Source organism: Listeria sp. SHR_NRA_18, assembly GCF_003856515.1.
GTDB classification, from domain to species: Bacteria; Bacillota; Bacilli; order Lactobacillales; family Listeriaceae; genus Listeria_A; species Listeria_A newyorkensis.
In genome coordinates this window covers 373,227-392,281 of sequence record NZ_QPKR01000001.1, presented here as the reverse complement: position 1 = coordinate 392,281, position 19,055 = coordinate 373,227, and the positions used below count along the sequence as shown (strand labels likewise).

Sequence of the window (19,055 nt, the reverse complement as noted above, 5' to 3'; positions counted from 1 at the left end):
AAGCTTCTGTTTAATTTAGTAGAAGACGAAATTTCTGTAGCTTGGTATCCCAAAATATAGCTTGTTTGAGAGTATAGCCATTACTCAGCTCTGTGGTGGTCTCATATCTGATATAGTCTTCTGTACTATCTGCCCAATTATACCATAAAACAGCGTTATTGTGCTTTTCTGTAAATGTTTTTTGTTCGCTTTTTATACGTGAGATATTATTGGGGAGCGATAAATTTGTAAGAGTAGTAGCTAGATAATGATTTTGCAGCTGCTTTTCCATTTGCAGTTTGGAAACATAAATATTGGTTGCTCCAAGCATCGTAATAATACCTACTAACGTAATATAAAGGCATAGGATGTACGTAAACCCATTTGGGCGCATATTTATTCACTCCCTTCTGACTGAATATAAAAACGGGCAGATAACTGGGTATCATCTTCAAAAGTAACTTCATACAATAGCTCTTCCTCCGATTTTTTTGACCATTTATCTCGTTTTACATTTGTTAAAAGTGGTTCGTGCCCCTTGTTGTCAACAGAGCGACGAGTTAGATTTTGATACGCTTCATAGGTCACTAATTTGGATTGAGTGACGAAGGTTATTTTATGATCGGTGACAGTTAATCGAGTGCCAGTATTTAATTCTTTTCGCGTGTGATTCAAGAATAGTTGCCACTCATAATTTTTATCAATATCCATTATTTTTATAACAGATGTATAGCTTTGAAAAATAAGCGGAATGAAAGAAGCGATAATAATGACAATGAGCAGTGAAAAAAGAGATTCGATTAAGGTAAAACCTTGTTTATTTGATAGCGTAACAAATATTTTCTTTAGCATAAGTAGCGCAAAGTTGCTTCGCCTCCTGATTGTAAGTTATTCGATATGCTTGATTTTTAATAATTACATCATAGCTTGATGAAAAACGGCTGTTTAAATGAAATATACTTTCCTCAGAGAGTAATTGCTGAGCCGTGGTTCGTTGATTTTGCTTGTGCAGATTTTGTTTAATTTGCATCATTATAGGCAGTAAGGAAAGGACAACTAGGGAAAGTAAACTAAGAGCAAAGAGACTTTCCAATAAAGAAAAACCATCAGATTTCATCGATACGAAACCTCCCTTTTCCGATTTGAAAAATAAGTGCATATTTTTTGTTCTGGCCTTGAATGATGATCGTTTTGAATTTGCTGATATTTCCAAAGGGTGGAGAAAAGCGAAAGAGTTGCTCGCTTTTCTCTTGAAAATGTAAAGTAGGGGTGAATGTTCTTGATAATACTGATTGAGCAGATTTTCCTGAATAGGAATCATGATTACCGTTCAGCAGTAGCACGGTTTCTTGATTCGTAGTTATTGCTTCTGCTTGAAGATACATGATGTCCATTTTGAGCTGATCCAGACTTTGTTTTTCTAACAGATGAGTCATTAGATTACCGGCAGGAAGGACACTGATACCTAAAATAATAAAGCTAATGGAGAGAACAAGAAGCATTTCTATTAGAGTAAAACCATTCTTTTTCACGGGGCTTCCGTCACTTTGCCGCTACTATCAATCAAAACATCTTTACCATTTGGACATTTCTTCTGTTCGCCTTTTAGGTAACCCCCAGTTAGAAGATCTTGTAAGGAAGGTACTTTGTTATTTTCTAGTTGATACGCTTGCGCTTGTCCTTGGACCATTGTTATGAAAGCGTCGCATCCTTTGTCGTTGATTGACTTGCTTTGTTTCACAATGTTTGGGATCGTGAGTAAAAGTAGTACGCTGACCACGAGCAGAACGATTAACATTTCTACCAAAGTGAAACCTGATTCATCTTTCCAATTGATTTTTTTAAACATTTAAATCACTCCTATTTTTTTATTATTCAGATGGAATTTACCATCGAGAACATCGGGAAAAGGATGGATAAGTAAATGGATACAATAAGTACCCCTATAATCATGAATACAGCTGGTTGTATAAAGCTAAATATCTTTTCTATTTTTTCTTCGGATTTTTGATGGCATAGTTTGTAGTAAAATAGGAGTTCTTCGGCTAATTGACCATTTTTTTCGCCGTGTTGTATAATGTAAATCAATTCAGATTCAAAGATAGCAAAAGCAGCGAGAGATTTGGTGAATAATGTACCTTCAGAAAATGCTTTCTCAATAGATGTGCTAATGTGTTTGAAAAGTGGTGGGGAATCTTGTAGCGCAAATACTTGAACCATATCATTAATGGACAGACCACTTTTTAGAAGGTAACCACATTCTCGGGCAAATAATTGAGAATAGTGCAGACGCATAAACCTTTTGAAAATTGGGATCTTACAATATAGTTCAGCGCGTTCGTAGGAGTTCTTTTTTCTTTGTTTTGTTAGAAAAATGGTACATAACATGAATAAGACTCCTAAGAAGGCGAGAAATATCAGTGGCAATTTTTCTAGAATGAAATAGGTGAAATTGGTTGTTTGATTTTCTCCATGTGTCAACTGACTGAATAACATATCGAATTTTGGAAGTAGAAAAATGCGTAAAAGAAAGAAAACGACAATGACGGTCATGAAAAGGATAAGTGGGTATTGGAAAATTTTTCGTAATGCCTTTTGTTGCTCAGCTTTTCGCATGAGGTGATCTCCAGTTTCTTGGACAGTCTCATTAAAATAGCCATGTTTGCTAGCATAGTGAAGCTGTGTGCAGACGAAGCTGGGGAAGTTTGCTTGTAGTAGGGCTTCGCTAAAAGGAGCACCTGAAGAGAGCGTTTCAATCATTTTTGTGTTCCGAGATGTATCTTTTGGTGTTGTGATAGAGAGAAAAGAAATTGCTTCTTCCATAGTAAAACCCTTACTTAGAAGATCGGCGAGTCGTATGAGAAATTCGCCGTCAGCACGCCAATTATTGCGGAGAGAAAAAGCCATAACAAACTCCTTTCTTGAGTTGTTTACTTATGTTGCTTACTAAATCGATTTCTACTGAAGTTATAAGAAAGTCGTTAATTTGTTCCTTCTCTATAAATTCATAAAGAGCTGTCCTTTTTTGGGAGAGATGATTGCATAAAGCGTGGCATCTACTAGTGCAAAACATGCAATGTAAGTGTTTTAGTTGTTGATGGGATATGCCAATGAGGCATTGCCGCAGTTCTTCTTTATCGACACCCAGCTCAAGGAGGCGCGATAGGACTCCATATGTGCTGTCTGCGTGCACTGTGCTCAAAACAAGGTGCCCTGTCAAAGCGCTTCGAATAACCATTTTTGCTGTGTGCGAATCTCTAATCTCACCGACAATTAAGATATCTGGGTCGTGTCGAAGTGTTGCTCGGATGATATCTGCATAGTCGAGTCCCGCTTTTTCGTTAATTTGTACTTGTAAAAATGCCGACATTGGGCGCTCGACAGGGTCTTCAATAGTAATAATCTGCAATGGATGTTGCAAACTCAAAGAATGGGCCAAACTGTACATACTGGATGTTTTGCCGCTGCCGGTCGCTCCTGAAAATAAAAGGAGCCCTGTCCGTTTCTGGGCAAGAGAAAGTATATGGTGCGTTATTCGTTGGAAAATACTACTTTTTTGAAAAGGCACTATTTCTTGTTCTGAAAATACACGAATAACCATACTTTCAATAAAGCGGAAGTTGGGTATAGTGGCGAGTCGAACGGATACTTTACGTCCTTGAATATCTGTTTGAAAGGCGCCGCTTTGGGGTTTTCTAGTCTCGCTAATATCCATGAACCCTCGGTATTTCAAATGCGCGAGTAGGCGCTCACCATTATCAATTGGGATAGAGGCAAAAAATTGTAGTCTTCCATTGATACGTAGCAGGATACGATAGTGTGCTTCGGCTGGAATTACATGCACATCGCTTGCTGTGAGTAGAATAGCTTGATTTAAAAGGGTGTTAGCTAAATTTTGAATCATGTGGCAGGCTCCTTATTTGTGTCTATGCTAAACGTATTCGCCATAACTACGCTATTTCCCTTTTCATCTAAAAAAGGGAGTTTGTGATTTTTAGGGGTTAAAAGAGTCCAGAAATGAATTTTAAGAGAGAAAACAGGGAGAAAAACTTGAGAGTCAGGGTTAGAAAAATATTTTAGTCATCACCGATTGTTCGATTGTTCACATACGTATGATAGAAGTGTCAATTACAGATAAAGCCCTTTCATTCCGAACTATATATCTAAAAACATAAAATCGAGGTCTTAAATTTAATTATTTGCCGAACGATAGGGTCTCGTGGTAACATATAGGAAAGGCAACTAATACATAAAAGAGCGGATGAAAATAGACAGAGAGACTGCAGATTTTGCAGCGCCGACGGGGAAAGCATGGGAATGTGAAACTCTCAGGCAAAAGGATGTTTATGGGACGCAACTCTGGAGGCATTATTCCTTATTTTTGGAGTACGACAGAGACTTATTTTAACGAGTAAGTCCTTTTAGTATGCAAAAAAAGAGGAGGATTCACATGACAGATTTAAAGAAAACGCCTATTTTTCCTTTGTACGAAAAGTATGGTGCGAAAACAATTGATTTTGGTGGATGGGATTTACCAGTACAATTTTCAGGAATAAAGGCCGAGCATGAGGCTGTACGAACAGATGCTGGGCTATTTGATGTGTCGCACATGGGGGAAGTGGCGGTGCAGGGAACTGGGAGTTTGCCATTTTTACAAAAAGTATTGTCTAACGATATTTCGAAGCTGAAGATTGGGAAAGCACAGTATAATATTATGTGTTACGAAACTGGTGGTGTAGTGGATGACTTAGTTGTTTATATGAGAGCAGATGATGATTATCTACTCGTTGTGAACGCATCGAACACCGAAAAAGATTTTGAATGGTTGGAGAAACATGCGTCAGAAGGCGTTAACGTGCAAAATGTTTCCGCAGATTATGGACAATTGGCTTTGCAAGGACCTAATGCTGAGGCTATATTAGCTACTCTAACGAATGCGGATTTAGCGGCACTTACTTTCTTTGGTTTCGTTGACAATGTGGAAGTAGCAGGGGTTACAGCGCTTATTTCAAGATCGGGCTATACAGGGGAAGATGGTTTTGAAATTTATACAAAAGCTTCAGATACACCTCAAGTTTGGGAAGCCATCTTAGAAAAAGGCGTACTGCCAATCGGCCTTGGTGCACGTGATACGCTACGTTTTGAAGCAAACTTGGCACTCTATGGTCAAGAGCTAACACAAGATATATCTCCACTCGAGGCCGGCGTTGGTTTTGCGGTGAAATTAAAAAAAGAGGCAGATTTCATTGGTAAACATGCATTGTTAGCGCAGAAAGAAGCTGGCTTATCGCGTAAATCTGTCGGTATCGAGCTGATTGATCGCGGAATTCCGAGACATGACTATAAAGTTTTCATGGGAGATAAAGAAATCGGAATTGTAACGAGTGGCACACAATCGCCTACGCTTGGCAAAAACTTAGGTTTAGCGCTGATTGATATTGATTACACGGCGCTAGATACCGAAGTGGAAGTCGAGGTTCGTAATAAGAAATTGAAGGCAAAAGTAGTTCCAACCCCATTCTATAAACGCGCAAAATAAGGAGGATGTAATATTATGGCGAAACATCGTTTTTTACCAATGACTGAACAAGATGAAAAGGATATGTTAGATACAATTGGCGTTTCTTCTATTGATGAACTTTTTACGGATATTCCGGAGTCGATTCGCTTTAACCGGGAATATGATCTGAAACCTGCGAAATCAGAGCCAGCTCTTTTGAAAGAATTGGCTAAGCTGGCTAGTAAAAATGCAGATTCTGTGGAGTATGCGTCCTTTTTAGGGGCTGGTGTGTATAATCATTACATTCCGACTGTAGTAGATAGCGTTATTTCTCGATCTGAATTTTATACGGCTTACACGCCTTATCAGCCGGAGATTTCACAAGGGGAATTACAAGCTATTTTCGAATTTCAAACAATGATTGCAGAAATTACAGGTATGGATTTAGCGAATTCTTCTATGTATGACGGGGGGACGTCACTCGCCGAAGCTGCGATGCTGGCTAGCGCCCACACAAAACGTAAAAAAATCTTAATTTCAAAAGCGGTACACCCAGAATCGCGCAATGTTGTAAAAACGTATGCGAAGGGGCAACATATTGAGGTTATTGAGATTGATGAGAAAGATGGCGTGACAGATTTGGCGGCTCTAGAATCGCAAGTGGATGACACCGTGGCTGCAGTCATTGTCCAATATCCGAACTTTTACGGTCAAGTCGAGGCGTTACAAGAAATAGAGCCGTTAGCACATGATAACAAGGCGCTATTTGTTGTTTCGAGTAACCCATTAGCACTCGGAGCATTGACGCCGCCTGGTAAATTTGGAGCGGATATTGTCGTCGGTGATTCCCAAGTATTCGGAATTTCTGAAGCGTTTGGTGGACCACATTGCGGCTACTTCGCGGTTAGTTCTAAGTTAACGCGTAAAGTTCCTGGACGCCTTGTCGGGGAAACCGTGGATGAGAACGGAAAACGTGGTTATGTATTGACATTGCAAGCGCGCGAACAACATATTCGTCGTGATAAAGCGACATCAAACATTTGCTCCAATCAAGCTTTAAATGCGCTGGCTTCTTCTGTGGCAATGAGTGCGCTTGGTAAGCAAGGTATCACCGAAATGGCGAAACAAAACATTGATAAATCACATTTTGCGAAGAAAGCTTTCCAAGACAAAGGATTTGATGTTATTTCTGGCGATGCGTTCTTCAATGAATTTGTCGTGAAGTTATCGAAACCGGTCAAAGAAGTAAACCTGGAATTGCTAGATCAAGGCTTTATCGGCGGATACGACTTGGGAATTTACGAGGAGAAATACGCCAACCATATGCTTGTAGCTGTCACAGAAATGCGTACAAAAGAAGAAATTGAGACGTTTGTAACAAGTTTGGAGGGTGCAAAATGAATAATAGCGAAACAATGCCATTAGTATTTGAGCGGTCGGTTCCAGGACGTATCGGGTATAGCTTACCAGAGCGCGATGTGCCAGAAGTAGATTTACAAAGTTTATTCGGCGCTGCGTACGTAAGGGAAACCCCTCCAGCCTTGCCAGAGTTGAGTGAACTGGAATTAATGCGCCACTATACAACGCTTTCTAACCATAATTTCGGCGTCGATTCAGGCTTTTATCCGCTTGGTTCTTGTACAATGAAATATAATCCAAAAATAAATGAAAAAGTAGCTCGATTCCCAGGTTTTGCGAACATTCATCCGTATCAACCGGAAGAATCAGTGCAAGGTGCGATGGAATTGCTCTACGATTTACAAGAAAGTTTGGTTGAAATCACAGGTATGGACGAAGTTACGTTACAGCCGGCTGCTGGTGCGCATGGCGAGTGGACGGCTCTCATGCTGATTCGCGCTTTCCACGAGGCGAATGGCGACCATCACCGTACGAAAGTGATCATCCCAGATTCAGCGCATGGAACGAACCCAGCTTCTGCATCTGTTGCTGGATTTGACATCATCACTGTTAAGTCTAACGAAAAAGGACTTGTCGACATTGAGGATCTAAAAAACGCGGTAGGCGATGATACGGCTGCATTAATGCTAACGAATCCAAACACGCTTGGCCTTTTTGAAGCAGATATTGTAGAAATGGCAGATATCGTGCATAAAGCTGGCGGAAAACTGTATTATGACGGCGCGAACTTGAATGCGATTATGGCAAAAGTTCGTCCTGGTGACATGGGCTTTGACGCTGTGCATTTGAATTTGCATAAAACATTCACGGGACCTCATGGTGGTGGCGGACCTGGATCAGGACCAATCGGTGTGAAGAAGGACTTGATTCCATTTTTACCAACCCCAGTTTTAACGAAAAAAGAGGATAAATATACATTTGACTACAATTATCCGCAATCGATTGGACGTGTGAAACCTTATTATGGTAACTTCGGTATCAACGTTCGCGCGTACACGTATATCCGTACGATGGGGCCAGATGGTCTGAAAAAAGTGACGGAATATGCTGTGTTGAATGCGAATTATATGATGCGCCGTTTAGAAGGAGCGTACGATTTGCCGTTTGACCAAGTCTGCAAACATGAATTCGTGCTTTCTGGAAAACGCCAAAAACAATTAGGTGTCCGTACGTTGGATATCGCTAAGCGTCTGTTGGATCATAATTTCCATCCACCGACTGTATACTTCCCGCTAATTGTGGAAGAAGCTATCATGATTGAGCCGACAGAAACCGAGTCAAAAGAGACGTTGGATGGCTTTATCGATGTCATGCTTAAAATTGCGAAAGAAGCAGAGGACAATCCTGAAATTGTACAAGAAGCGCCATATAATACGTATGTAAAACGCTTGGACGAAACACGCGCGGCCAGAAAACCGGTCTTGCGTTACCAAGAAAAAGTAGAAGACGAAGTAACGACATGAGAAGAGGCCGTGTTCCCAACTTAGCTGGGGAACACGGCCTCTTTTAGTCTTCTTCAGTGATTACAACGCCCAAAGCCCTAGCGAAACTGAGCGCTTGTTCAGATGTCACGCGACAACCTCGCAATTTATCGAGTGAAACAGTCATGCCATCAAAGTGATTGACGCTCAAATCAATACTTTCCATCATAACATTAGAGAAATTAGCCTCATTCAACTTACAATTTATAATTTCCGAATGCTTCAATTCACTCTCATAAAAATCTGCGTTTATGAGCGAACAATCATGCCATTCTACTTGTTTAAATTTCGAAAAACCGAGCGAACTCATCGTCATGAGACAGTTTTGAAAGAGGGTGTTATGTATCAAAGAATCCGAGAGGTCAGCGCCAGTTAGCTTGCAATCAATGAATTGGCAACGGTGAATGACTGCAGAATTAAAAGCAACATTTGAAAGGTTACACTTCTCAAAAATGACATCAGTAAGTTCAATATTCGGGAATTCAAGGGTCACAAAGTTCACGTTTCGCAGAATGACTTGGTCGAGAACGATTCGCTCCATTGGATCAAAATCAAAGTCACGATCTTCTATCAATACTTCGCGCAGGTACACCTCTTCTGAAAGCCAATTTTGATCCAGTGGTTCCAAATGCGCTGGTATTTTTGGTGTTTGCATTTTTTTCGACATGATAAAACCTCCTAAAAAAGCCACTAAGCAATAGACGCGCTCAGTGGCTGTATGCTTATTTTGATTTTGTTTTTCCTGTCCATCTTTTGTAGCCGCCTTTTAGTTGGAACACGTTCTTGTAGCCGGCTTTGTAAAGCATGATTGCGGCACGGTTGCTTCGTTGTGCGCTTTGGCAATACAAGTAAACAGGTAAGTCTTGACGAATTTCTGCTTTTCGAGCTTTCATTTGGGACATCGGAATGTTTCTTGCTCCTAAAATGTGCCCCGCGTCGAATTCTTTCGGCTCGCGCACATCGATTAGTTGCGCTTTCCGGTAGTCTTTTTTGAATTCTTCCTCGGTTAAAATGGTTAACGCTTTCTTGCGCATCGTATATTGATACACTTCATAGCCTAGCAAAACGAGCAAAATCGCAATTGCTAAGACCCAACTCCAGTCAATATTCAAGCTGATATACCCCTTTCGTTTCTTTATCTCCACTTACCATTATAACTTATTTTTTCTTTCCATCAATGACTTTCAAGGAAGTTTTTCGTTTTTTTGTTTGCGGTTGATTTTTCGCACGTAGTTTTTGGGATTGTTTGACCGCCGCCTCATATTTATCGTCTTTTTTCGGTCTGTTTCCTAAGAAGCGGAAGAGCAGCCAGATGATGAGGATTAAAATAATCGATACGACCAGGCTGCTAATAATACTTTTAAAGCCTACGAAAAAGATACCGAACACTGCTAAAATAGCTAAAATATAAAACCAAATAGGGAATGTACGCATATTTTTTTCACCTCATTCTAGTAATTCTAGGTTTTTAGGTAGTGCTTCTTCTCGTTTGTCTTTTTCGACGCGGTGCAATTCGTTAAACGAGGCGATGGCTACTTCCACTTGGTCATCTTGCGGTTCTTTTGTTGTTAAAAGTTGTAGCCACAAACCTGGAACGCCGAGATATTTCAAAATTGGGATGTTGCGGCATTTATTCGTTAGTTGTAGGACTTCAAACGCTACGCCGAGTACAACGGGGATGAGTAGAATCCGGTTGACTACGCGAACCCAGAGTGGGTCTGTTGGCACGAGCATATAGATAAACATGCCGACAATCACAGTAAACAGGATGAAACTGGAACCGCAACGATAGTGAAGTCGTGATCTGCTTTGGACATTTTCGACGGTGAGCTCTAAATCAGCCTCATAGCAATTGATGACTTTATGCTCTGCGCCGTGATATTGGAACACACGCTTGATGATGGGCGTTTGGGAAACGGCGAAAATATAGCCGAGCAATAGAATTAATTTGAATAGTGTCTCGAGCATGATTTGTCCCATATCGCCCGACACGACTGGTCGGAAAAGGTTCGCGATAAAAACCGGAATGAGTGTCATGACAAATTTTGCGAAGATGAAGGACAGCACCCCGACAACTGCCACGCCTAGCCACATCGCGAGTTTGGACTCTTTGGTCTCGATTTTCTTATTTTCTGCTTCGTCAAGCGGGTCCTCATCATAACGATCGGTTGCGAAGGTTAGATGCTTGGAGCCGATTGCGCTTGATTCGATCAAAGCAACGATGCCCCGAATAAAAGGGATGCGCTTCAACGTTTGCACCCAGCCAGGTGGGTTTTTCGTTAAATAAAAGTATTCAATCGTGCCATCTTTTCGCCGGATAGCAGTGACGGTTTCTCTACGGCCGCCGAACATTACACCTTCGACCACGGCCTGACCGCCATATATTCCTTTTGTCTGTTCACTCAAAATCGTTCACCAGCCTTATTTAGTATACAACTGCTATTCTACGCTAATTTGCCGAATTCGTATAGTTATAACGCATAAAAAAAGTTATTTTGCGCGGTTTGTGATAGAATAGCTGTATTCGAGTGGAAAAATAGTTACATAACGAAACATTTTAGGAGGAATTAGAATGACGAAATTAGCAAAGATTCAAGCAGTTTTAGAAGATAGAAATATGGAAGCTGTCCTTGTGACGAGTGACTATAACCGCCGCTACGTAGCAGATTTCACAGGAACGACTGGTATGGCTTTAATCACGCCAAAACAAGCTTTTTTCATTACAGATTTCCGTTATACAGAGCAAGCAGCTAAGCAGGCGGTAGGTTACGAAATCCGTCAAAACAAAGGTCCGATTTATGAAACAGTGCAAGCAATTATTGCAGAATTAGGGATTAAAACGCTTTATTTTGAGGAAGCTTACGTAACCGTCGCAGAACATAAATTAATGCAAAGCTTTTTCTCTGCAAAATTAGAGCCGTTTAGCGATTTATTTGAGGATATGCGTAAAGTCAAAACGGCGTCAGAACTCTCCGCGATTAAAACAGCTTGTGAAATCGCAGACGCAGCATTCACGCATATTTTGACGTTCATTAAACCGGGGTTGACAGAGCTAGAAGTATCTAATGAACTGGAATTTTTCATGCGTAGAAATGGGGCATCGGGATCTTCTTTTGACACGATTGTTGCTTCTGGATTACGCTCTGCCTTGCCGCACGGTGTTGCCTCGGACAAGATTATCGAAGTAGGCGACTTTGTGACGATGGATTACGGCTGTTATTACAATGGCTACTGCTCGGATATGACGCGCACGATTGCGATTGGCGAGCCTAGTGCCAAGTTAAAAGAAATCTACGCGGTGACTCTGGAAGCGCAACTTAAAGTCATCGACGCGCTAAAACCAGGCATGACGGGTATCCAAGCAGACGCTATTGCCCGCGATCACATTGCCTCAAAAGGATACGGGGAAGCATTTGGTCATTCATTAGGTCATGGTATCGGTTTAGAAATCCACGAAGGACCAAACCTTTCGATGAAGAGTCCTAATGTTCTTGTACCAGGAAATGTTGTTACGGATGAGCCGGGCATTTACTTACCGGGCATTGGTGGCGTGCGGATTGAAGATGATATTTTGATTACAGAAACAGGAAATGAAGTTTTAACACACTCGTCAAAAGAACTAATTATTTTATAGAATTGTATAATGGCGCGTTTTGTGGTTAAATAAGTAAGGATGAAACCAACTTAAAAGTAGGAGGATACAAAGATGATTTCAGTAAACGATTTTAAAACAGGTTTAACGATTGAAGTAGATAACGGCATCTGGCGCGTACTAGATTTCCAACATGTAAAACCAGGAAAGGGCGCTGCATTCGTTCGTTCGAAATTACGTAACTTACGTACTGGCGCTATTCAAGAAAAAACATTCCGTGGCGGCGAGAAAGTAGCCAAAGCACAGATCGATAATAATAAAATGCAATATTTGTACGCAAGCGGCGATCAACATGTCTTTATGAACACAGAAACATACGATCAAATCGAGCTACCAGAAAAACAAATCGAGTATGAATTGAAATTTTTACGTGAAAACATGGAAGTTCAAATCATGATGTACCAAGGAGAAACACTTGGTGTCGATTTGCCAAACACGGTGGAGTTGAAAGTCGTAGCGACAGACCCAGGAATCAAAGGCGACACGTCTTCTGGTGGCTCTAAACCGGCCACGCTTGAAACTGGTCTTGTTGTAAACGTTCCTTTCTTCGTTAATGTGGATGATACATTGGTTGTCAACACAACAGAAGGCGGATCCTACGTTTCCCGTGCACAATAATTGAAAAAATAGTCTGTCTAATTCTGTTCAGAGCCTACTTTTACGGTTCTATACTAGCAGAATGAGACAAGGCTATTTTTTTTCGCAAAAACACGGCGTTAAGCTACGAGTTTCTATAGAAAGTATGGTACAATAATTAGGATGCGTGACGAATGCATTTGAACTTATATATATTTTATAGATGAATTTTGAGGAGTGTTATAAATAATGTTATCAATTAACGAGATTAAGCAACTTGTGAAATTAGTAGATGAGTCTTCATTGACTGAGTTCGAATACGAGACAGAACAAGGCAAAATCAAAATGAAAAAAGGTGGCGAACACGCGCTAGCACCAGTAGTTTCCACACCAGCAGTTCAAGCAGTTCTTCCAGCGCCTCAAGTAGAAACAGAAGTAGTCGCGGCAACACCAGCTGCACCAACAGAAGACCTTCACATTATTACATCACCAATGGTCGGCACGTTTTACAGCTCTCCAAATCCAGAAAGCCCAGCGTTTGTAGAAGTCGGCACAGTCGTTCACGAAAAAACAGTTGTTGGGATTATCGAAGCCATGAAATTACTAAATGATGTGGACGCAGATGTGAATGGCGAAATCGTTGAAGTACTTGCTTCAAACGGAGAATTAGTCGAATTCGGTCAGCCACTATTTAAAGTTAGAAAGAAATAAGGGGTAATAATCATGATAAAAAAAATATTGATTGCGAACCGTGGCGAAATCGCAGTTCGTATCATCCGCGCTGCAAAAGAGATGAATATTGAAACGGTTGCCATTTATTCAGAAGCAGATGCTGAGAGCCTACATATCCAACTAGCAGACGAAGCATACTGTGTTGGTCCTGCATCTACGAAAGAAAGCTATCTCAACATGTCAAACATTATTAGCGTTGCTGTATTGACGAATTGCGACGCGATTCATCCAGGTTATGGTTTCTTAGCGGAAAACGCTGATTTTGCGGAGCTTTGCCAAGATTGTAATATTATTTTCATCGGTCCAAGCGCTGATGCTATTTCTCAAATGGGAACGAAAGATGTCGCGCGCGAAACCATGAAAAAAGCTGGCGTTCCAGTAGTTCCGGGCTCTACAGGGATTATTAAAGACGTAGAAGAAGCGAAGAAATTAGCGAAAAAAATCGGCTATCCAGTCATCATCAAAGCAACAGCAGGTGGTGGCGGTAAAGGGATTCGTGTTGCGGAAGACGAAGAGAAGCTCATCTCTGGTTTGCAAACCACGCAACAAGAAGCAGAAGCCGCATTTGGTGATTCTGGTGTGTACATCGAGAAATTTATCCAAGATTTCCGTCATGTAGAGATTCAGATCATGGCTGATAATTATGGAAATGCTATTCATCTAGGAGAGCGCGATTGTTCGATTCAACGTCGCCTTCAAAAACTCATTGAAGAAGCACCATCACCAGCCCTAGATGAAAAAATGCGTCAAAAAATGGGGAAAGCAGCTGTGAAAGCAGCAAAAGCCGTGAAATATTCTGGCGCTGGAACCATCGAATTTATTTACGAACCACACGAAAAAACGTTTTATTTTATGGAAATGAACACGCGTGTCCAAGTAGAGCATCCCGTAACAGAATGGATTACAGGAATCGATATCGTCAAGCAGCAAATCCTTGTTGCCTCTGGTGAACGTTTGACAATCAAACAAGAAGACGTGAAATTGACAGGCTGGGCGATTGAATGCCGTATTAACGCAGAAAATCCAGAAAAGAATTTCATGCCAGCGCCAGGAGAAATCAAGTTTTACCTTCCACCAGGCGGTAATGGCGTCCGTGTTGATTCTGCCGCTTATCCGAACTACAAAATCCCGCCATACTACGATTCCATGGTAGCGAAAGTCATTTGTTACGGCGAAACCCGTGATGAAGCCATCGCTACAATGAAACGCGCATTAGGCGAATTTGCGATTGAAGGCATTCCAACAACGATTCCGTTCCATCTACGCGTGTTAGACCACGAAGTTTTTCAATCAGGGGACTTTAATACGAAATTCCTTGAAAAGTATGATGTAATGAATCTATCGTGAGGAGAGATAATCATGGCACTAACGAAAAATAAAAACGAGGAAACACTTGGTAAAATTGAAATTGCACCAGAAGTAATCGGTGTTATTGCAGGACTTGCCGCGGCAGAAGTTGAAAATGTGGCTGGTATGCAAGGCTCGTTTACGAACGAAATGCGCGAACGTCTTGGCGGTGCAGTGAACCACAGTAAAGGTGTTAAAATTGATCTAACCGAAGCTGGCATTGTGATTGATGTATATTGCTATATTCAATTTGGCGCAACGATTCCACTTTTAGCACAAAACATCCAAGATAGCATTCGTGAAACCATTCTAAATATGACTGGCCTTGAAGTTGTAGAAGTGAACATCCATATTGTTGGTGTCCAATTCGAGCGACAAGAAACGATGTCATTTGATGAATTAGAAATTTAATAAGTAAGGCGAACCTTACTGAACTAAGGAGTAGAGCTTTTAATGAAAAGACGAGAAGCACGAGAAAAGGCTCTTCAAATATTGTTTCAGATGGAACTCAATGAGATGCATTTGGACCAAGCGATAGCCAACGTGATGGAAGACCAAAGCGATGCCTATGTCGATAAGTTAGTAGAAGGCGTCGTGGCCAATAAGACAGCGATTGATGGGCTGATTGCAGGGAATTTGGACAATTGGAGTATGGATCGATTAAATAAAGTCGACCTTGCTATCTTGCGGGTGAGTGTATTTGAAATGGTTTATTGTGAAGATATTCCAGATCGAGTAAGCCTTAACGAATCCCTTGAAATCGCCAAAATTTTCAGCGACGAGAAGTCAAGTAAGTTTATCAATGGTGTTTTAGCCAATATCGCAAAAGATGACGGTATAGAATAAATATGTTTTTCTGCGCAGTATCATTTTAATTGACAAAAGTTTCGACAAATGAGTAATGTTACCTGTTTCGGGGCGCTTTTCGGGCCTCGGAAGCATCAGGTTTCATATAAATATTAAGGGGGCTTTTTTGATGGGACAAATTATTGATGGTAAAGAACTGGCGAAAAAAATTCAAGAAAACGTAACAAATGAGGTAGCTGAACTCGCGAAGCAAAATTTACAACCAGGACTTGCGGTTGTGCTTGTGGGTGATAATCAGGCAAGCCGTACATATGTAAGAAATAAGCAGAAGCGCACAGAAGAAGCAGGTATGAAATCCGTTTTAATCGAGTTACCAGAAGATATTTCAGAAGCGAAATTACTAGAAACAGTGGAAGATTTGAATAATGACGTGACGATTCACGGTATTTTAGTGCAGTTACCACTTCCAAAGCATATTTCGGAGGACAAAGTGATCGACACCATTATTCCTGAAAAAGATGTCGACGGCTTCCACCCAATCAATGTTGGGAATCTTTATGTTGGCAAGGAAGCGTTTGTTCCGTGTACGCCAGCTGGGATTATTGAGCTGATTAAATCGACGGGTGTTTCTATCGAAGGCAAACAAGCGGTCGTTATCGGACGTAGTAATATTGTCGGAAAACCTGTAGCGCAGCTCTTATTGCAAGAGAATGCGACAGTAACTATCGCGCATAGTCGCACGAAAGATTTACCAGCCGTTGCACGCACAGCAGATATTCTGGTTGTGGCCACTGGATTGGCTAAATTCATTAAAAAAGACGCGATTAAACCTGGTGCTGTGGTCATCGATGTAGGTATGGATCGTGATGAAAATAATAAATTATGCGGCGACGTAGATTTTGATGACGTCAAAGATACTGCTGGGTTTATTACTCCGGTTCCTGGTGGCGTTGGTCCCATGACGATTACTATGCTGCTTGCGAACACATTAAAAGCGGCAAAACGCATTTGGGATACACAATTACAGACGAAATAAGTGTTTAGAAAATAGTCAGCATGTCGATTACTGGCATGCTGATAGAATTTTTATTGTAGGGTTGTGTGATGATGGAACAAGACAAATACCTCAGTGTTGAGGCGCTAACTAAATATATTGAAAAAAAATTCGAAGTGGATCCTTATTTGAAGAATGTCTACGTCAAAGGGGAAATTTCAAATTTTAAACAACCTGTCAGCGGTCATATGTATTTCACGCTGAAAGATGAAGGCGCTGAGCTTCGTTGTGTTATGTTCCAAAAATCGGCTGCTAAACTTGGATTTAAGCCTGAGGACGGTATGCAAATCATGTTGACCGGTCGCGTGAGTGTGTTTAGTAAAGGTGGACGTTACCAGCTCTATGCGGAGTGGATGGAGCCGGATGGTGTTGGTAGTCTTTACATCAAACTGGAACAATTAAAGAAACAATTAGACAAGGAGGGGCTTTTTGCGCAAAATCGCAAACGAGCGCTTCCTTCTTTCCCTGCGAAAGTGGGGATTATCACGTCGAAAACTGGGGCCGCGATTCGCGATATGATTACGACAATGAAGCGACGCATGCCATCGACGGAGATTTTGCTGTTTCCAACGATTGTGCAAGGTGAGACGGCGGCGCCAAATATTGTTCGGAATATTGAACGTGCTAATTTTAGGAATGATATTGATGTGTTGATTGTTGGCCGTGGTGGTGGCTCGATTGAGGATTTATGGGCTTTTAACGAGGAAGTTGTCGTTCGCGCTGTTGCGGATTCGGATATTCCAGTTATTTCCGCTGTGGGGCATGAGACGGATACAACCTTGACAGATTATGTTGCGGATGTTCGGGCTGCGACGCCAACAGCAGCTGCAGAATTGGCCGTGCCAGATTATCGAGATTTGTTAGAACGCATAGCGGAGCGTCGGTTTCGCCTGATTCAAGCGATGAAGCAACGAGTAGATATTTCCAAGCAGCATGTGTCTAGGCAGCAAGAACGTTTAGTCATGCATGGACCTAAGCGCCAAATAGAACAGTATCAGGAGCGTACGGATTATTTTGTCGAACGTTTAGCGCGCGGATTGAAACAACATCTTATTTTGAAGCAACATGCTTTTGAACGGCTATCATTTCGTTTATCACACACTGGATTGGACCGTGAAATTGCACAGCAGAAGCAACAATTAGCGAATGTTCGAAAAGATTTGAATCAACAGATGAGCCACCTTGTCACTGCCAAACGACGAGATTTCTTGCAAAAAATAGAGGCCTTAGAGCATTTAAGTCCACTTGGCTTGCTGCAGCGTGGTTATAGTGTTGTATATAAGGAAAATGAGATTTTATCATCGAGCGCGAATTTAGAAATTGGCGATGAAATTAAAGTGACGATGGCAGACGGAAAAATTCGTGCAAAAATCACAGAAAAGGAGGGCATCTAATCATGGCGACAAAAAAAATCAGTTATGAAGAGGCGATGAAGGAGTTAGAAGGCATCGTCCAAATGCTAGAAGAAGGCAACGTTTCGTTAGAAGACTCACTGGAAATGTATCAGCGTGGCATTGAATTGACGAAATTATGCCAAGAAAAACTAGCCGCAGCAGAGGATAAATTAGCCAAAGTGGTGACGGAATCGGATGAGGAAGAACCATTTCAGGCAGAAGAAGGTAAAAAATGATGACATTCGAGCATTTTATGCAACATTATAAAAAAGAAGTCGAGGCATGCATGAAAAAGGCGATTATTGCGACTGATTCTGATCAGAAGTTAGAGCAGTCGATGATTTACTCGTTGGAAGCTGGTGGCAAGCGCATTCGGCCGCTATTGATTCTAGCGACATTGATTGCTTTTGGGCGCGATCCAAGGTTGGGCTACCAAACAGCGGCTGCCATGGAAATGATCCATACATATAGTCTTATTCATGATGATTTGCCTGCGATGGATAATGATGATTTTAGACGTGGAAAGCTAACGAATCACAAGGTTTACGGCGAGGCAACCGCTATTTTGGCTGGAGATGCACTGCTCACCAAAGCCTTTGAAATGATTGTGAACGATTCCAACTTATCAGCTACAGTAAAAATCAGCTTAGTACAACTTTTCGCGAAAAGTGCAGGTGCAAATGGGATGGTAGGTGGCCAGCAAGCAGATATTCTTGGGGAAAACCAAACCTTATCTCTTCCCGAGTTAGAGTCTATTCATCGTCGGAAAACGGGCGCTTTACTTAGTGCTTCTGTACTGAGTGGGGCAATTATTGCGGAAGCCTCTGAAGCGGATCAAGCTACATTAGCATCTTTTGCGCATCATATCGGCATCGCTTTTCAAATCTGTGATGATATTTTGGATGTGATTGGTGACTCCGAAAAAATGGGCAAAAAAACGGGTGCGGATGTTGATTTGCAAAAAAGCACGTATCCAGCACTATTATCACTTGGAGGGGCAAAGCAGGCTTTAGCGGAGCACACAGAATCAGCAAAACAAGCACTTCAAACAATGGATATCGATGCCACTTTTTTATTGGGTTTAACAGATTTGATTGCCGTGCGTGATTTTTAA

The 19,055-nt window shown here is 41.4% G+C and carries 24 protein-coding genes and 1 riboswitch; of the genes, 13 read left to right on the top strand and 11 right to left on the bottom strand.

What is annotated here, in order from left to right:
* Nucleotides 1-10: 10 nt before the first annotated feature.
* Genes DUK53_RS02000 through comGA form a run of 7 tightly spaced genes read right to left on the bottom strand, consistent with a single transcriptional unit; the run spans nucleotide 11 to nucleotide 3,883 of the window.
* Complete coding sequence (locus DUK53_RS02000; RefSeq protein WP_036131106.1) at nucleotides 11-373, bottom strand: hypothetical protein; 363 nt, start codon at nucleotides 371-373, stop codon at nucleotides 11-13.
* Nucleotides 374-375: 2 nt separating this feature from the next.
* The gene (gene comGF / locus DUK53_RS01995; protein ID WP_052164862.1) at nucleotides 376-831 is read right to left on the bottom strand and encodes a competence type IV pilus minor pilin ComGF; all 456 of its coding nucleotides are present in this window, start codon (nucleotides 829-831) and stop codon (nucleotides 376-378) included.
* The gene (gene comGE / locus DUK53_RS01990; protein ID WP_036093952.1) at nucleotides 797-1,096 is read right to left on the bottom strand and encodes a competence type IV pilus minor pilin ComGE; all 300 of its coding nucleotides are present in this window, start codon (nucleotides 1,094-1,096) and stop codon (nucleotides 797-799) included. The genes comGF and comGE overlap by 35 nt, the downstream gene beginning before the upstream one ends.
* Nucleotides 1,086-1,511 carry a competence type IV pilus minor pilin ComGD gene (comGD, locus tag DUK53_RS01985; RefSeq protein ID WP_036093954.1) on the bottom strand — a complete coding sequence of 142 codons (426 nt, stop codon included), beginning with the start codon at nucleotides 1,509-1,511 and terminating at the stop codon, nucleotides 1,086-1,088. Before comGD ends, comGE begins: the two co-directional genes overlap by 11 nt.
* Nucleotides 1,508-1,828, bottom strand: a complete 321-nt coding sequence (gene comGC / locus DUK53_RS01980) for a competence type IV pilus major pilin ComGC (protein WP_036093956.1) — start codon at nucleotides 1,826-1,828, stop codon at nucleotides 1,508-1,510. Before comGC ends, comGD begins: the two co-directional genes overlap by 4 nt.
* Nucleotides 1,829-1,854: 26 nt before the next feature.
* Nucleotides 1,855-2,886 carry a competence type IV pilus assembly protein ComGB gene (gene comGB / locus DUK53_RS01975; protein WP_036093958.1) on the bottom strand — a complete coding sequence of 344 codons (1,032 nt, stop codon included), beginning with the start codon at nucleotides 2,884-2,886 and terminating at the stop codon, nucleotides 1,855-1,857.
* On the bottom strand, nucleotides 2,864-3,883 hold the full coding sequence (gene comGA / locus DUK53_RS01970; protein ID WP_036093961.1) for a competence type IV pilus ATPase ComGA: 1,020 nt from the start codon (nucleotides 3,881-3,883) through the stop codon (nucleotides 2,864-2,866). The genes comGB and comGA overlap by 23 nt, the downstream gene beginning before the upstream one ends.
* 357 nt (nucleotides 3,884-4,240) lie before the next feature.
* Nucleotides 4,241-4,333: riboswitch (glycine riboswitch) on the top strand.
* Nucleotides 4,334-4,429: 96 nt separating this feature from the next.
* On the opposite strand from comGA, the gene gcvT reads away from it, so the two are divergent.
* Genes gcvT through gcvPB form a run of 3 tightly spaced genes read left to right on the top strand, consistent with a single transcriptional unit; the run spans nucleotide 4,430 to nucleotide 8,361 of the window.
* Nucleotides 4,430-5,518: a glycine cleavage system aminomethyltransferase GcvT gene (gene gcvT, locus DUK53_RS01965; RefSeq protein ID WP_036131110.1), complete on the top strand. Its 1,089-nt coding sequence runs from the start codon at nucleotides 4,430-4,432 to the stop codon at nucleotides 5,516-5,518.
* 15 nt (nucleotides 5,519-5,533) lie between these two features.
* Nucleotides 5,534-6,880 (top strand): aminomethyl-transferring glycine dehydrogenase subunit GcvPA, encoded by a 1,347-nt coding sequence (gcvPA, locus tag DUK53_RS01960; RefSeq protein WP_036093963.1) that lies wholly within the window; start codon nucleotides 5,534-5,536, stop codon nucleotides 6,878-6,880.
* Nucleotides 6,877-8,361: an aminomethyl-transferring glycine dehydrogenase subunit GcvPB gene (gcvPB, locus tag DUK53_RS01955; protein WP_036093964.1), complete on the top strand. Its 1,485-nt coding sequence runs from the start codon at nucleotides 6,877-6,879 to the stop codon at nucleotides 8,359-8,361. Before gcvPA ends, gcvPB begins: the two co-directional genes overlap by 4 nt.
* A gap of 43 nt (nucleotides 8,362-8,404) precedes the next feature.
* On the opposite strand, the gene DUK53_RS01950 is transcribed toward gcvPB, so the two are convergent.
* The 4 genes from DUK53_RS01950 to DUK53_RS01935 are packed head-to-tail and all read right to left on the bottom strand — an operon-like array spanning nucleotide 8,405 to nucleotide 10,731.
* The gene (locus tag DUK53_RS01950; RefSeq protein ID WP_036093966.1) at nucleotides 8,405-9,046 is read right to left on the bottom strand and encodes a pentapeptide repeat-containing protein; all 642 of its coding nucleotides are present in this window, start codon (nucleotides 9,044-9,046) and stop codon (nucleotides 8,405-8,407) included.
* A 55-nt stretch (nucleotides 9,047-9,101) separates the two neighbouring features.
* Nucleotides 9,102-9,485, bottom strand: a complete 384-nt coding sequence (locus DUK53_RS01945; RefSeq protein WP_036094188.1) for a rhodanese-like domain-containing protein — start codon at nucleotides 9,483-9,485, stop codon at nucleotides 9,102-9,104.
* 52 nt (nucleotides 9,486-9,537) lie between these two features.
* Nucleotides 9,538-9,813 carry a hypothetical protein gene (locus DUK53_RS01940; protein ID WP_036093968.1) on the bottom strand — a complete coding sequence of 92 codons (276 nt, stop codon included), beginning with the start codon at nucleotides 9,811-9,813 and terminating at the stop codon, nucleotides 9,538-9,540.
* 12 nt (nucleotides 9,814-9,825) lie between these two features.
* Nucleotides 9,826-10,731, bottom strand: coding sequence for a DUF1385 domain-containing protein (locus DUK53_RS01935; protein WP_373862712.1), 906 nt, complete (start codon nucleotides 10,729-10,731; stop codon nucleotides 9,826-9,828).
* 220 nt (nucleotides 10,732-10,951) lie between these two features.
* Between DUK53_RS01935 and DUK53_RS01930 the strand changes: the two genes are divergently transcribed.
* From DUK53_RS01930 to DUK53_RS01885, 10 genes are all read left to right on the top strand, one after another.
* Nucleotides 10,952-12,013: a M24 family metallopeptidase gene (locus DUK53_RS01930; protein WP_036093972.1), complete on the top strand. Its 1,062-nt coding sequence runs from the start codon at nucleotides 10,952-10,954 to the stop codon at nucleotides 12,011-12,013.
* 72 nt (nucleotides 12,014-12,085) lie between these two features.
* Nucleotides 12,086-12,649, top strand: coding sequence for an elongation factor P (gene efp, locus DUK53_RS01925; protein ID WP_036064947.1), 564 nt, complete (start codon nucleotides 12,086-12,088; stop codon nucleotides 12,647-12,649).
* Between the two features lie 207 nt (nucleotides 12,650-12,856).
* On the top strand, nucleotides 12,857-13,318 hold the full coding sequence (gene accB, locus DUK53_RS01920; protein WP_036093975.1) for an acetyl-CoA carboxylase biotin carboxyl carrier protein: 462 nt from the start codon (nucleotides 12,857-12,859) through the stop codon (nucleotides 13,316-13,318).
* 12 nt (nucleotides 13,319-13,330) lie between these two features.
* Nucleotides 13,331-14,686 (top strand): acetyl-CoA carboxylase biotin carboxylase subunit, encoded by a 1,356-nt coding sequence (gene accC, locus DUK53_RS01915; protein ID WP_036093977.1) that lies wholly within the window; start codon nucleotides 13,331-13,333, stop codon nucleotides 14,684-14,686.
* 12 nt (nucleotides 14,687-14,698) lie between these two features.
* Nucleotides 14,699-15,097, top strand: a complete 399-nt coding sequence (locus DUK53_RS01910; RefSeq protein WP_036093979.1) for an Asp23/Gls24 family envelope stress response protein — start codon at nucleotides 14,699-14,701, stop codon at nucleotides 15,095-15,097.
* A 42-nt stretch (nucleotides 15,098-15,139) separates the two neighbouring features.
* Nucleotides 15,140-15,532, top strand: coding sequence for a transcription antitermination factor NusB (nusB, locus tag DUK53_RS01905; protein ID WP_036093981.1), 393 nt, complete (start codon nucleotides 15,140-15,142; stop codon nucleotides 15,530-15,532).
* 130 nt (nucleotides 15,533-15,662) lie between these two features.
* The gene (folD, locus tag DUK53_RS01900) at nucleotides 15,663-16,529 is read left to right on the top strand and encodes a bifunctional methylenetetrahydrofolate dehydrogenase/methenyltetrahydrofolate cyclohydrolase FolD (RefSeq protein WP_036093982.1); all 867 of its coding nucleotides are present in this window, start codon (nucleotides 15,663-15,665) and stop codon (nucleotides 16,527-16,529) included.
* 71 nt (nucleotides 16,530-16,600) lie between these two features.
* The gene (gene xseA / locus DUK53_RS01895) at nucleotides 16,601-17,941 is read left to right on the top strand and encodes an exodeoxyribonuclease VII large subunit (RefSeq protein ID WP_036131458.1); all 1,341 of its coding nucleotides are present in this window, start codon (nucleotides 16,601-16,603) and stop codon (nucleotides 17,939-17,941) included.
* A 2-nt stretch (nucleotides 17,942-17,943) separates the two neighbouring features.
* Entirely contained in the window at nucleotides 17,944-18,177 is a 234-nt protein-coding gene (gene xseB, locus DUK53_RS01890; protein ID WP_036062363.1) for an exodeoxyribonuclease VII small subunit, read from the top strand.
* Nucleotides 18,174-19,055, top strand: a complete 882-nt coding sequence (locus tag DUK53_RS01885; RefSeq protein WP_036131112.1) for a polyprenyl synthetase family protein — start codon at nucleotides 18,174-18,176, stop codon at nucleotides 19,053-19,055. The genes xseB and DUK53_RS01885 overlap by 4 nt, the downstream gene beginning before the upstream one ends.